General features: G+C 65.9%; 10 protein-coding genes. 4 read left to right on the forward strand and 6 right to left on the reverse strand.

From position 1 onward, the window contains the following. Positions 1 to 90: 90 nt before the first annotated feature. A complete protein-coding gene (locus N0B28_RS01270) occupies positions 91 to 2,181 on the reverse strand; it encodes a TonB-dependent siderophore receptor (RefSeq protein ID WP_078481587.1) in 2,091 nt (696 codons plus the stop codon). 395 nt (positions 2,182 to 2,576) lie between these two features. On the opposite strand from N0B28_RS01270, the gene N0B28_RS01275 reads away from it, so the two are divergent. Next, positions 2,577 to 3,866 (forward strand): OprD family porin, encoded by a 1,290-nt coding sequence (locus N0B28_RS01275; RefSeq protein WP_043861662.1) that lies wholly within the window; start codon positions 2,577 to 2,579, stop codon positions 3,864 to 3,866. A 27-nt stretch (positions 3,867 to 3,893) separates the two neighbouring features. Here N0B28_RS01275 and N0B28_RS01280 read toward each other — a convergent pair whose 3' ends face one another. Together N0B28_RS01280 and N0B28_RS01285 are read right to left on the reverse strand one after the other, a co-directional pair. Continuing rightward, positions 3,894 to 5,561 (reverse strand): FMN-binding glutamate synthase family protein, encoded by a 1,668-nt coding sequence (locus tag N0B28_RS01280; protein WP_275729945.1) that lies wholly within the window; start codon positions 5,559 to 5,561, stop codon positions 3,894 to 3,896. A 114-nt stretch (positions 5,562 to 5,675) separates the two neighbouring features. Beyond that, a complete protein-coding gene (locus N0B28_RS01285; RefSeq protein ID WP_088514127.1) occupies positions 5,676 to 6,566 on the reverse strand; it encodes a LysR family transcriptional regulator in 891 nt (296 codons plus the stop codon). A gap of 97 nt (positions 6,567 to 6,663) precedes the next feature. Between N0B28_RS01285 and N0B28_RS01290 the strand changes: the two genes are divergently transcribed. Further along, positions 6,664 to 7,797, forward strand: coding sequence for an MFS transporter (locus N0B28_RS01290; RefSeq protein ID WP_275729946.1), 1,134 nt, complete (start codon positions 6,664 to 6,666; stop codon positions 7,795 to 7,797). A 178-nt stretch (positions 7,798 to 7,975) separates the two neighbouring features. Next, entirely contained in the window at positions 7,976 to 9,154 is a 1,179-nt protein-coding gene (locus tag N0B28_RS01295; RefSeq protein WP_043861666.1) for an MFS transporter, read from the forward strand. Here N0B28_RS01295 and N0B28_RS01300 read toward each other — a convergent pair. Both N0B28_RS01300 and N0B28_RS01305 read right to left on the reverse strand, forming a co-directional pair. After that, positions 9,148 to 10,302 (reverse strand): hypothetical protein, encoded by a 1,155-nt coding sequence (locus N0B28_RS01300; protein WP_058541668.1) that lies wholly within the window; start codon positions 10,300 to 10,302, stop codon positions 9,148 to 9,150. The two genes, N0B28_RS01295 and N0B28_RS01300, sit on opposite strands and share 7 nt — an antisense overlap. Before the next feature lie 10 nt (positions 10,303 to 10,312). Further along, entirely contained in the window at positions 10,313 to 11,494 is a 1,182-nt protein-coding gene (locus N0B28_RS01305; RefSeq protein WP_275729948.1) for a hypothetical protein, read from the reverse strand. 148 nt (positions 11,495 to 11,642) lie between these two features. On the opposite strand from N0B28_RS01305, the gene N0B28_RS01310 reads away from it, so the two are divergent. Then, positions 11,643 to 12,050, forward strand: coding sequence for a hypothetical protein (locus N0B28_RS01310; protein WP_275729950.1), 408 nt, complete (start codon positions 11,643 to 11,645; stop codon positions 12,048 to 12,050). A gap of 57 nt (positions 12,051 to 12,107) precedes the next feature. Here N0B28_RS01310 and N0B28_RS01315 read toward each other — a convergent pair whose 3' ends face one another. Next, positions 12,108 to 13,487 (reverse strand): NAD(P)/FAD-dependent oxidoreductase, encoded by a 1,380-nt coding sequence (locus N0B28_RS01315; protein ID WP_100632945.1) that lies wholly within the window; start codon positions 13,485 to 13,487, stop codon positions 12,108 to 12,110. Positions 13,488 to 13,776 lie beyond the last annotated feature (289 nt).

The following is a 13,776-nucleotide window of genomic DNA, read 5'->3' on the forward strand; positions in this document are numbered from 1 at the left end:
TGGCCTCATCGCGGGTCAAGCCCGCTCCCACAGGGGGGGGACGCGGTCTTTGTGGGAGCGGGCTTGACCCGCGATGGCAGCACCGCAGTTCTAGAAGTTGTAGGTACCCGTCACCACCAGGCTGCGCGGATCACCGAACTGGATCTGCCCGGCACTGGTCGCCGAACTGTAGTAGGTCTTGTCGGCAATGTTGCTCAGCGCCGCGCGCACATCCCAATCCTGCGTGCGCCAGCCGACCAGCGCGTCCCAGCTGCCATACCCCGGCAGCACGATGGTGTTCCTGGTATCGGCATAACGCTGCCCCACCAGTGTCACACCCGTTTCGGCGTACCAGCCCATTTCCGGTTTCCAGGTGACGAACAGGCTGGCGTTGCGCCGCGCCACGTCGTTGATGCGGTTGCCGGCATTGCCTTCGGTGTCCTCGACGATGGTGGCGTCCTGCAGGCCGATGCCCCCGCGCACATACCAGTTGCCTCCCAGCTTGCCGGTGGCGGTCAGTTCGACCCCGCGCGAGCGCTGCAGGCCGGTGAGGATGTAGCGGTCGGCGTTGTCCGGGTCGCGGCTGCGGCGGTCGTACAGCTCCAGCTCGTACACCGCCAGGGTGGTGCTCAGGCGCTCGTCCAGCCACTCGCTCTTGACCCCGATCTCCTTCTGCCGTGTATGTTCAGGCCCGGTTTCGTTGGCGTTGCCCGCCGCCCCCGGGGTGATGCCGATCAGGCCGCCGCCCACCGGCGAAAAGGTCTTGCTCCACGAGGCATAGAAAGCGTGGTCCCTGAGCGGCGTCCACACCACGCCCAGGCGCGGGCTGGTGCTGTTGCTCTGCTGCTTTTCGCTCAGGCCGCTGACCTTGCTGGTGGTGTCCACCTCGAACCGGTCATGGCGCAGGCCCACGAGCAGTTGCCACTGATCGTTCAGGCGGACCTGGTCCTGCACATACAGGCCACGGCTGTGCACGTCTGTATGGTTGTTGCTGGACACCGCCAGCACGCCATTGTGTTGCTGGCCGCGGTCCGGGTTGAACAGGTCGACGCCCGGCACGCCCTTGCCGCTGCGCAGCAGCGAGTGACGGCGCTGCTCGCCCAGTTCGAGCCCCGTGAGCAGGGTGTGCTCCAGGCCGAAGGTCGACACGTTGCCTTCGATTTCCACGGTGTTGAACAGGTTGCGCGTGTTCAGGTCCTGCTGCCAGCGCTGGCGCCCGACCAGGCCGGTGCTGGCGTTGTAGCCGGTGAGGTAGGTGTTGTCGAAGTCGCTGTCGAGCTGGAACAGGCCCAGGGTATGGCGCAGTTGCCAGGCATCGTTTAGCTGGTAGTTCAGGCGCGAGCGCAGCGACTGCGCGGTGTCGTCGATGTAGTCGCGCTGCGGGTCGCCATAGGTGGTGCTGCGGCTGACATCCACCGGGCGACCGGTGCGCGGATCGCCGGGGATACCGCGGTCGGGCGTGCGGTTGTAGCGGCTGTATTCGTACTGCACCAGCCAGTTCAGGTCCGGGCTGAGCTGCCAGCTCATCGAAGGCGCGAACAGTTGGCGGCTGCCGTCGATGCCGTGGCGGAAGCTGTTGTTGTCGCGGTTGCCCATGTTCAGGCGCAGGCTGAGGGTGTCGCTGGGGTCGGCACTGAGGTCGGCATACAGGCTGCGCAGGTCGTCGCTGCCGCCCTGGGCCTCGATGCTGGAGCGTCGGCCGGCTTCGGGCGCCTTGCTCACGCGGTTGATGATACCGCCCTGGCTGCCGCGGCCGTACAGCACCGCCGCCGGCCCCTTGAGCACCTCGATCCGTTCGATGTTGTACAGGTCGCGCACGTACTGGCTGTCGTCGCGGATGCCGTCCAGGTAGAAGTCGTTGCTGGCGTCGAAGCCTCGGATGCGCAGGCTGTCGAAGCGGGTGTCGGCGCTGTTGCTGACGTTGGGGATGCCGCTCAGGGCCTTGCCCAGGTCATGGGTGCCGTAGTCGTGCACGCTGGCGGTCTTGATCGAATCGATGGCCTGGGGCACGTAGCGCGCCGGGGTGGAGGTGCGGGTGGCGGTGGTCACTTCCTTGACCCGGGGGTCATCCCGGTCGCTGTCGGCGGTTACCGACAGCTCGGGCAACGTGGTGCTGGCAGCACACGCCAGGCTGGAGCTGAACAGGGCGCAAAGCCCCAGAGACACAGGGGAAAGACGGCAAGGGACGGGCGTGGCACGCATCGGCAAAGGTACTTGGTGATGAAAAGGGTGCGAATGGTAATGCTTTGCATTCCCAAATGTTAGCGCTATTTACGCACCTTTGTGGTGCGGTCGTATCCAGGTATTTCCAGCGGGACGCAACCGATTGCGGGCTGCCTTGTCTGCGCCGCTGAAGACGGCGTAATGGCCATATGACTTGTCGTTTTCACGAATTTTTGACATGGCCTTGTACGCACGGCTAGGATCGGACCCAACGCCTGTAGGCCCATCGGCCAAGAGTCCCAAGAAAAGGCCCGCTGCACCCTTGTTGCAGGCGGGCTTTTTGTTTGCAGACCCGTGAGCGTCAACCCACGCAGGGGGCGTGGTTCCTGGCGTTGGTCGCAGAGCGTAAAACACTCCGAAATAAGGAAAATAACATGTTGAAAACACGGATCAGTCTGATCGCGCTGGGGCTTATGGCGGCGACTCAGGCAATGGCCAACGACCAGGCCGCGTCGAACGGTTTCCAGGAAGACAGCAAGGCCAGCGTTCTGCTGCGCAACGCGTTCATCAATCGTGACAAGAAGCATGGCAGCAGTGACCAGTCCGAGTGGGGCCAGGCCTTCATCGGCAAGTTCTCGTCGGGCTTCACCCAGGGCACCGTGGGCGTGGGCGTCGATGCCTTCGGCCTGTACGCCATCCGTCTGGACGGCGGCAAGGGTCGTAACGGCGGCGCCGGTATCGACTTCTTCAAGCCAAGCGATACCGAACCGAGCAACTCCCCGCACAACCTGGCGCGTGCCGGTGCTGCGATCAAGTTCCGCGTCTCCAATACCGTACTGGCATACGGCGACCAGATGCCGACCCTGCCAGTGCTGAACTATGACGACGGCCGCCTGCTGCCAGAGAGCTTCACTGGCACATCGATCACCTCCAAGGAGATCAAGGGCCTGGAACTGAACGCCGGTCGCTACACCCAGGAAGCGCGCAAGAGCGCCGAAGGTCGCGATAGCGGTGGTCTGAAGTCGATCAACGTGTTCGGCGGCAAGTACCAGTTCACCGAGAATTTCACCGGTGCGCTGTACACCTCCGACGTCGAAGACGTACTGAAGAAGCACTACCTGGGCCTGAACTACGTCCACGCCATCTCCGACGACCAGTCGCTGACCCTGGATTTCAACGGCTACAAGTCGGACATCGACAAGAAGTACGTCAACCGTGCAGGCCTGACCGGTGACCGCAACACCATCTGGAGCCTGGCGGCCACCTACGCCTTCGGCCCGCACTCGATCACCCTGGCGCACCAGCGCAACACCGGCGACACCGGCTACCAGTACGGCTGGTACCAGAACCGCCGCGGCGTGGGTGACGGTGGTTCGACCATCTTCCTGGCCAACTCCTACTGGTCCGACTTCAACGCCGAAGACGAGCGTTCGTGGCAGATCGGCTACGGCCTGGACTTCAGCGCCTTCGGCGTACCGGGTCTGACCTACAACTTTGCATACGTAGCGGGTGACAACATCAACACCCACGGCTTCGGCGAAGGCAAAGAGCGCGAAATCTTCAACCAGTTCAAGTACGTGGTTCAGGAAGGTCCGGCCAAGGACCTGTCCGTCAAACTGCGTAGCTCGTTCCTGCGTGGCACCAACAACCTCAACGCTATCGACTACACCGCAGACGGCAACGAAGTCCGCGTATTCGTCGAGTACCCGATCAGCATCCTCTGATCGATTCGACCTTCAAACAACCCCGGCCTAGGCCGGGGTTGTTTGTTTTCGGCGTACCGCATTCGCCGGCGCCACGGGCGCATCCTGCAATTGCGGCGCGAAGCTGTCGCTGCGGGCCATCCGCCACATCCGTGCATAGAATTCGCTGTCGATCGAGCCGCTGAGCAATTCGCCGGGCTTGAGGAACACGTGCAACTGCGAAAACAGCCGGATCTCGCTGGCGCTGACGCGGCGTACCAGATGCTTGGGCTTGAGTTCGCTGGGGTGCTCGAGGCCGGCGGCCGCGAGCATCTCGGCCAGCGCATGCAGGGTATTGCGATGAAAGCTGAACACCCGTTCGGCCTTGTCGGGCACCACCAGTGCACGCTGGCGCAACGGGTCCTGGGTGGCCACGCCGGTGGGGCACTGGTTGGTGTGGCAGCTTTGCGACTGGATGCAGCCGATGGCGAACATGAAGCCGCGCGCCGAGTTCACCCAGTCGGCGCCCAGGGCCAGCACGCCGGCGATGTCGAACGCGCTGACGATCTTGCCGGCGGCGCCGATGCGCACCTTGTGGCGCAGGTTCAGGCCCACCAGGGTGTTGTGCACGAACATCAGGCCCTCGCGCATGGGCACGCCGATGTTGTCGCTGAATTCGCGTGGCGCAGCACCGGTGCCTCCTTCCTTGCCGTCGACCACGATGAAGTCGGGCACGATCTGGGTGGCCAGCATGGCCTTGGCGATGCCCATGAACTCCCAGGGGTGGCCCAGGCAGAACTTGAAGCCCACCGGTTTGCCGCCGGACAGCTCGCGCAACTGCGCCACGAACTCGAGCAACCCTACCGGCGTGCTGAAGGCGCTGTGGGCGGCGGGCGAGATGCAGTCTTCGCCGGGCGCCACACCGCGCGTGGCGGCGATCTCGGCGCTCACCTTGTGCCCCGGCAGGATGCCACCGTGGCCGGGCTTGGCGCCCTGGCTGAGCTTGATCTCGATCATCTTCACCTGCGGGTCGCGGGCCTGTTCGGCGAAGCGCTGCGGGTCGAAGCGGCCGTGGGCGTCGCGGCAGCCGAAGTAGCCGCTGCCGATTTCCCAGATCAGGTCGCCGCCATGTTCGCGGTGGTAGGGGCTGATGCTGCCCTCGCCGGTGTCGTGGGCAAAACGGCCTAGGCTGGCGCCCTTGTTCAGCGCACCGATGGCGTTGGCGCTGAGGGCGCCGAAGCTCATGGCCGAAATGTTGAAGATCGATGCCGAGTAAGGCTGGTGGCATTGCGGGCCGCCGATGGCGATGCGAAACGAGGCCGGGTCGGGGGTGTTGACCGGCAGCATCGAATGGCTGATGAACTCGAAGCCTGGGCGGTACACGTCATTGAGCGTGCCGAAGGCTTTCTCGGCGCTTTCGTTCTTGGCCCGTGCGTACACCAGCGAGCGCTGCGCGCGGGAGAAGGGCAGCTTGTCGTCGTCGCCTTCGAGCAGGTACTGGCGGATCTCGGGTCGGATGGTCTCGATCAGGTAGCGCAGGTTGCCCAGGATCGGGTAGTTGCGCCGCACTGCGTGCTGGCGCTGGCGCAGGTCGTTCAGGCCCACCAGCGAGAGCAGCGTGCCGATCAGGGTCAATGGCCAGAGCCAGGCGTGAGTGGCAAGAAACGGCAGGCTGGCCAGGCTGAACGTGAGGCACGCCGCCAGGCAGGCATAACGGCTGGGAAACGAGAGGCGCATGAATCTTCCGCTGATGATGTTTGTCGCGCCTAGGATAGGCAAAGCACCGCGGCGGAAAACCCGCGGTTTCGGTAAAACAGTTTTATCCGCGCCGTGCTTGCCAGGCGCCGGGGCTCATGGGCCCGGCTGGTTGATGATCGCCAGGAACGCCTCGGCCGCCCGCGAACGGCCGTGCCGGCGGCTGATGGCATGCAGCGCGATGTGTGCATCGGCATCGCTCAGCGGGCGGTAGCACACGCCCTTGCGTTCCAGCGCGCTGGTGCAGGCCGGCACCACCGCCACGCCCTGGCCGGCGGCGACCAGGGCGATGATGGTGGTGGTCTGCTGGCCGCTGGGGCCGCGGTGCAACGGCAGGCCGGCGTTGGCGAACAGGGTCTCGATGGCCAGGTTGAGCCCGGTGCCGTGCTGCTCGGGGTAGAGGATCACCGGGCGCTGCTGCAACTGCGCCAGGCTGACCTGTGCCTGTTCACTGAGCGGGTCGCTGACTGGCAGCGCCAGCAGCAGGGGTTCGTGCTCCAGGGTGTCGGTGTGCAGGTTGTGCTCGGCGGGGGGCGGCAGGCGGCTCAGGCCGATGTCCAGGGTGCCGTCGCGCAGCTGCGCCCACTGGTTCATCGACGCCTGTTCGATCAGGTTCAACTGCACCTCGGGGAAGGCCTGGGCGAAGCGCTGGATGGCCTGGGTAAAGCGGTCGCTCAGGGCTACGGAGCTGGCATAGCCCAGGCTCAGGTGGCCGGCCATGCCGCTGGCGAGCCTGGCGGCCATGGTTTCGGCCAGCGCCAGTTGCTCGATCACGTTGCGTGCATAGGGCACGAAGGCCTGGCCCTGCACGGTGAGGCTGACGTTGCGGCTGCTGCGCTCGAACAGGCTGAACCCCAGCTGGGCTTCCAGCGCCGAGATCTGCCGGGTCAGCGCGGGCTGGGCCAGGTGCAGGGCCTGGGCGGCGCGGCCGAAATGCAGGGCCTGGGCCACGGCCAGGAAATAGCGCAGTTTGCGGAGGTCGAGCATGGTGCACCTTGAGGTATCGATCGGTCCGAAATCGGTATTGGCCCGGGGCGAGTGGGGCGCCGTATAAAGGGCGCCACACACTTTAACGAGTTTTGCCATGCAGGCGCCTTCTTCGGCTGCGCGGGTCGCGATGTTGTTGTGCGGCTGCGCGGCGTTCCTCCCCTTGTACGCCACCCAGGGTATCCTCGCGCAACTGGCCCGGCAGTTTGCCGTGGACATTGGCCAGGTGAGCTGGAGCCTGACCATCACCACCCTGATGGTGGCGTTGACTGCGCCCTGGGTCGGCTGGCTGGCGCGGCGCTGGTCGCCGGTGACGCTGATCGTGGTGGCGGCGTTGCTGCTGGCCACCCCGCTGCTGCTGATGGCCACGGTGGGCAGCTTTGCCGAGCTGCTGCTGTGGCGGGCGGTGCAGGGCTTGCTGATACCGGTGATCTTCGCCTGCAGCGTGGCGCTGATTGGTGAGCGGTGGCAGGGCGCGAGCGTGACCGAGGTCACCAGCCTGTACGTGACCGGCACTATCCTGGGCGGCTTTGCCGGGCGCTTCGTGGTGGCGTGGGTGACCGAGTACTGGGGCTGGCGCGAAGCGTTCGAAGTGCTGGCGCTGGTGGTGCTGCTGATGGGGCTGGGGATTCGCTGGCTGCTGGTGCTCGAACCGGTGCCGGCGAGCACACGCAGGGCCAGTGCGCCGCCACGGTTTGGCTGGCCATTGTGGTCGGCGTGCGCGGTGGGGTTCTGCGTGCTGTTTTCACAGGTGGCGTCGTTCACCTATGTGGGGCTGCACCTGAGCCGGGCGCCGTTCGGGCTGGGGGCGGCGGCGTTGGGGTCGATCTATGCGGTGTTTCTGCTGGCGCTGGTGGTCACGCCGATTGCCGGCCGCCTGGCCAGGGCTCGCCCGCCGTTGCACTTGCTGATGGTGGCGGGCGTTGTCGGCGCGGTGGGCATCGGCCTGACGCTTGTGCCCACGCTGTGGGTGATCGTGCTGGGGCTGGCGTTGAGTTCGACGGGGGTGTTCCTGGCGCAGGCGGCGGCCAACACCTTCATTGCGACCACGGCCGGCGCGAACAAGGCCGGGGCGATCGGGCGCTACCTGACCTGCTATTACCTGGGCGGGAGTGCCGGCGCGCTGTTGCCGGCGGTGCTGTGGCAGCAGTGGGGTTGGACCGGGTGCGTGGTGCTGATTCTGGGGTTTCAGGCGGTGTTCATGTTGATCGGGCGGGTGGGCTGGCGCTGAACCCTTCGGCCCCTTCGCGGGTCAAGCCCGCTCCCACAAGGACAGCGGGGATCCTTGTGGGAGCGGGCTTGACCCGCGATGCGTTAGTCCGGTCGGCACAGATCCCAACTCCGGTACATCCACAACTGCCACCGCCAATCCCCATGCTAAAACAGCCATACCCATCGGCGGACCCACCATGACAAAAACAACCACCCCGCATTTCGGCCTGCTGTGCCTGGCCAGCTACCTGCTGTCGCTGTCCTACGGCTCGACCTTTCTGCTCTCGCTGCTGGTCACTTCCCGAGGTGGCAACGAACAGGACGCCGGCAGCATCATCGCCATCGCCATGCTCAGCACCGTGATCGCCGTGCTCGGCAGCGGCCACCTCGCCGACTGGCTCGGCACCGCCCGCGCCATCGCACAGTCGGCGCTGTGCCTGATCGGCGCCTGCCTGGGTTTTGCCCTGGTACCCGGTGTCGACTTCAGCCTGTGGCTGTGCGGCCTGCTGCTGGGCCTGGGCTGGGGTGCGTTCTACACCCTGGGCCCGATCCTGGTTGCCGCGCTGGTCGAGCCGGCCCGGCGCACCCACTGCTTCGCGCTGCTGTCAGGCAGCATGATGAGTGGCATCGGCTCCGGCCCGCTGGCCGGCAAGCTCGCCTCGCTGCTGCACCTGCCACTGGAAACCGCGTTCTACACCGCCGCCCTGGCCGCCGCTGTGGGGATGCTGGTCTTCGCCTGGCTGGCCCGCCAGCACCCGGCACAGGCAGCCAGCGCCCGCATCAGCCGCCACGCCGGCATCCAGGTGCTGCGCTCGTCGGCGCGCTGGCCGATCCTGATGGTGGGCCTGGGCGGCGCGGTGTTCGGCGGGCTGGGCAGCTTTCAGACCACCTACGCGGCCAGTCGCGGGCTGGACTATTCGCTGTTCTTCGTCGGCTTCATGCTTGCCGCCATCGGCTGCCGGCTGCTGATCGCCGGCTGGGTGGTGCGGCATGACGCCTACCGCACCTCGTGCCTGCTGACCGGGCTGATGGTGCTGGCCGTCATCGCACTGGGCTGGTGGGTGCAGGACGCCCTCAGCTACCTGCTGGCGGCGGCGTTGCTGGGGGTGGGCTACGGGCTCAACTATTCGGTGATCAACGGCCTGGCGGCCAACGAAGCGCCCACCGGCTACACGCCGCAGGCACTGCTGCTGTTCAGCCTGGGGTACTTCATCGGCGTGTTCGGCTTCCCGCTGCTGGCCGGCACCCTGATCGTGCAGGGCGGCCCGCATGCACTGCTGCTCAGCGTGCTGTGCGTGGCGCTGCTCAACTGGCTGGTGAGCGTGGGCCGGCTGCTCGGGCGCTGGCGGGCCCGAGCGTTGCCACAGGGTTACTGATCCGGGGCGATGGCGAACATCAGCTGGTTCTCCTGCACATACACCAGCGCTTCGCGGCCATTGATGTCCACCGGGCGGGCCGACACCGCCTCGTGCTCGGGCACGACCTTGGACAGCACCTTGTTCACCAGGTCGACCCGCCAGACGCAGGCCATGCCGCCACTGTTGTCGAAGTACAGCACCGGGCGGTGTTCGCTCCAGGTCGGGTTGACCAGGCTCCAGCCACTGGAGTCGGGCGCCATCACGCTCTCGTAGCCGCGCGAGTTGCCGTCGCTTTCGTAGGCCAGGCGCAACTGGTCGTTGGCCACGTTGAGGTCTTCGAGCACACGCGCCTTGGCAAAGCGCACGGTGTTGGAGCCGGCGTGATAGCCCTGGGTGGTCGGTTGCGGCGGCTGCTGGCTGCCCACGGCATACACCATCGACTGCTCCAGCTCGCCGTTGCTGCGCTGGCGGTAGTAGAACGCGCCGTCCTGCACCCCGGCATAGCGCTCGCGCTGGTCGTTGAAGCCGCTGTGGGACCAGCCGGCAAAGCGCACGTTGCGCGCGATCACATGCCAGCCGGGGTGATCGTCGGCGTATTCGAGCAGGGTACCGGAGGTGGCCAGCGTCACGTGTTTGTCCTGCACGTAGGTGGGCCCGTCAGGGTCGCCGGAGACGTACACGAACGCGTGCAGCACGCCGTCCTTGACGGTCACATCGATCAGTTGCGCCACCGAGTCCTCGCTCATGCCGATGAACGGGGCCAGGGCAAAGCGCTGCCACGGCGCGTCCTCGACCTTTGCGTACACCTCGCCCTTGGGCAGCGGTGCGAGGCTGTCGGAGGCAACCGGCGCCGGTGCCGGCACGGCGGTCAGCCGGCGGATCTGGCGGTCGTAGGCGCTCTCCAGGCACTCGGGGGTCTTGCACTGGTTACGCACGTTCTTCAGCCAGTCGGTTTCCAGCTCGCGGAATATCTTCTGCGCCTTGAGCGGGGTGTACAGCGCATTCAGCTGGTCGTCCTTGGCCGACAGCGAGGGCGTATTGCAAATCGCGGTTTCCAGAATCGTGTTGGCCCTGCTGCAATCGAAACCGGCGGCCGAGGCCACCGGCGCGTGCAGGGCCAGGGCCAGCAAGGCGGGCAGGGTGAGCAGGCGGGTCACGGTGTGCATGGGGGTGTCCTTACAGGTCGGGCGACAGGGCGAACATCAACTGGTCGTGCTCGACGTACACGATCGCCTCACGGCCGTCGAGCTCCACCGCCAGCGGTTGCCCGGCCGTGTGTTCGGGCACGATCTTGGACAGCACCTTGCCGCTCAGGTCGACCCGCCAGATGCAGGCCATGGCGCCGCTGTTCTCGAAGTACAGCACCTGGCGGCGCTCGCTCCAGGCCAGGTTGGACAGGCTCCAGCCGCCGCTCTCGGGGTCGAGCACGGTTTCGCTGGCGGGGCGCGGCAGGGCGTGTTCGTAGTTCAGGCGCAGGTCGCTGTTCTCGTCGTTCATGTTGCCCAGCACCCTTGCCTTGGCAAAGCGCAGCGTGCGCGACTGGGCGTGGAACACCGTGGTGGTGGCCTGCGGCGGCTGGCGGCTGCCCAGGGTGTAGACCATGGCCTGCTGCAGCTCGCCCTCGGTGCGCTGGCGGTAGTAGAACGCGCCGTCCTGGATGCCGGCATAGCGTTCACCCTGGTCCATCAGCTCGCTGATGCGCCAGCCGGCAAAGCGCACGTCGCGGTCGATCACATGCAGGCCGGGGCGGTTGTCGGCGTATTCGAGCAGCACGCCCGAAGACGGCTGCACCGACCAGTTGTCCTGGTTGTAGCCGGGGCCGTCGGACGAATTTGCCACGTAGAGCAGCGCGTACAGCACGCCGTCCTTGATGCCCACATCGATCAGCTGGGCCAGCGAATCGGGGTACATGTCCGGGATAGCCGCCAGCGCAAAGCGCGGCCACGGCTCGTCCTGCAGGGTACGGTAGGCGCTGCCCTGGGGCAGCGGCACCGCGTCGCGCAGGCCGGGCACGGGCGGTGGCGGCAGCGCGGTCAGGTTGCGGATCTGCAGGTCGTAGGCGCGCTCAAGGCAGGTGGCGGTCTGGCAGCGGTCGCGCACCTCGTTTACCCAACGGGTTTCCAGTTCGCGATAGATGCGCCGGGTCATCAGTGGCTTGTACAGCGCGTTGAGCTGGTCGTCCTTGGCCGACAGCGTTGGCGTGTCGCACACCGACTTTTCAATGAGGGTGCGTGCCTTGCTGCAATCGAAGCCGGCGGCGACGGCGGCCGGAGTGTGCAGGGCAAGGGCGAGCAGGGTGCTGGAAGCCAGCAGGGTGCTGGAAGCCAGCAGGGTGAACAGGCGGGCGGCGGGGGTCATCGGACGTCCATGTGGGCCGGGGCAGGGGGCGGATGATACGTGAGCGCCACGGGCGACGGAAAGGCACCTGCGTGTCGATGTCGACGCTTCTGCACAAATCCGGTCACGCAAGTAGACTGCCGTGTTTCAGGCCTTGCAGGAGCTTGCCATGACAGTCCGATTCCGCTGGTGGAGGTACACCGCTTTGCCCGCGCTGTTGCTGCTGCAAGGCTGCATGCCGCGCTCGGTGATCGTGCACGACGGGCTCGACATCACGGTCGTCGATCAGCACACCAGGCAACCACTGGCCGGGGTGAGCATTATTGATGCAGGGGTGGTGGTGGCCCGCAGCGACGCGCAGGGGAGGATACAACTGGCGCCCAGGCGCACCCTCAAGCTGGAGCCGCTGATGGGCGAGGCGAACGTGATGCTCAACCTGCTGGCCTGCAAGGACGGCTATGCGCCGCAGCCGGTGGCCGAACGCCGTGGCTGGAATGCCGACTACGGGCCCAGCCAGGTGCATCGCGAGGTCATCGGCCTGCAGCGGGGGCAAACCGGTTACCAGTGCCCGCAGTAGAGGCCGCGCCGGCAAGGGCCGGTCTTGTGGGGGCACCGGTTTCGGGCGTCGGCGGGGCTACCCGCGCAGTGCCTTCACTTCGCCCTTCTTGCCGTCCGTTTCGCGCAGGTACTCCTCCAGCGAATCGTCCATCGCCTTCAGCCACCGCGTATGGTGCGGCACCGCTGCCGTGCCGGTGATCACCGAACGGTACGACTTGTCGCGATAGCCCATGATGTCGCTCTTCTTGTCGCTCTTCCACTTGAGGAAGATGCGGTTCACGGCATCGATATCGAAGCTGGGGTAGTCGGTCTGCGCGATCAGGTGCTTGATGTAGCGGCCCTGGAACTCGTACATCGAGGCGGTGGTGTCCAGGGCCTCTTCATCGGCGCGCCAGCTGGCACTGTCGGCCTGCATGTCGGCCTTGGCCGGCAGCTTGATGCGCCCCAGCATGTAGTCGCGGGCGAACCAGGCCTGGGCGTCGAACAGGTTGAAGCTGTACCACAGGTCCTGCATGCCCAGGTAGATCAACTGCGGGTTCTGCTCCCACACCACGCCCTGGTACAGGCCGGTTGGCCACAGGCGGTTGTTGGTCTTGAGGGTCAGTTCGTCGGGCAGGAACGGGAAGTGATGCTGGTAGCCGGTGCACAGGATGATCGCATCCACGCGCTTGTTCGAGCCGTCGGCGAAGAACGCCAGGTTACCCTCGACACGTACCAGCTGCGGGCGCTCTTCCCAGCCCTTGGGCCATTTGTAGCCCATCGGCTGGGTGCGGTAGGCCGTGGTGATCGAGCGCGCGCCGTACTTGTAGCACTGCGAGCCGATGTCTTCGGCCGAGTAGCTGCTGCCGACGATGAGCAGGTCCTGGCCCTTGAACTCCATCGCCTCGCGAAAGTCGTGGGCGTGCAGGATGCGCCCGGCGAAGCGCTCGAACCCTTCGAATTCCGGTACGTGCGGCGTAGAGAAGTGCCCGCTGGCGACCACCACGTAATCGAACACCTGCTCGATGCCCTGCCCGGCGCTGTAGTCGTAGGCGCTGACGGTGAACTCGCGGGTGGTTTCATCGAAGCTGACGTTCTTGACCGCGGTGTTGAAGCGGATGTAGTCGCGCACCCCGGCCTTTTTCACGCGGCCCTGGATGTAGTCCCACAGCACTTCGCGCGGCGGGTACGAGGAGATCGGCCGGCCGAAGTGTTCGTCGAAGCTGTAGTCGGCGAATTCAAGGCATTCCTTGGGGCCGTTGGACCACAGGTAGCGGTACATGCTGCCGTGCACCGGTTCGCCGTGCTGGTCGAGGCCGGTGCGCCAGGTGTAGTTCCACATGCCGCCCCAGTCGGCCTGCTTTTCGAAGCAGACGATTTCGGGCATGGGGGCGCCCTGGGCATGGGCGGATTGGAAGGCACGCAATTGCGCAAGGCCGGACGGGCCGGCACCGATGATGGCTACACGAAGAGTCATAGAGATTCCTGAACAGTTGAACGCTGAAAAAAATGCAAAGGCTCCCCAACCTCGAGCGGCAAAAGCCGAGGGTGGTGGAATTCAGGCGCTACGGTGCAGGTGGAGGGACGGGGCGCTTGCGCATCTGGGCCAGCAGGATGTTGCCTGGCGGAATCGACAGTGCGTGGAACAGGGTCGAGAGCGGGGAAGGGGTGACTGTGTTCGGCCCGTAGCCATCAGCGCAGGGCGCAAAATGGGGGCCTGAAGGGCGAAAGATGCGTGTGATCTCGTTCATGGGGGGCTGGAATGG

Origin of the sequence: Pseudomonas sp. SD17-1 (assembly GCF_029201585.1) — a bacterium.
GTDB classification, from domain to species: domain Bacteria; phylum Pseudomonadota; class Gammaproteobacteria; order Pseudomonadales; family Pseudomonadaceae; genus Aquipseudomonas; species Aquipseudomonas palmensis.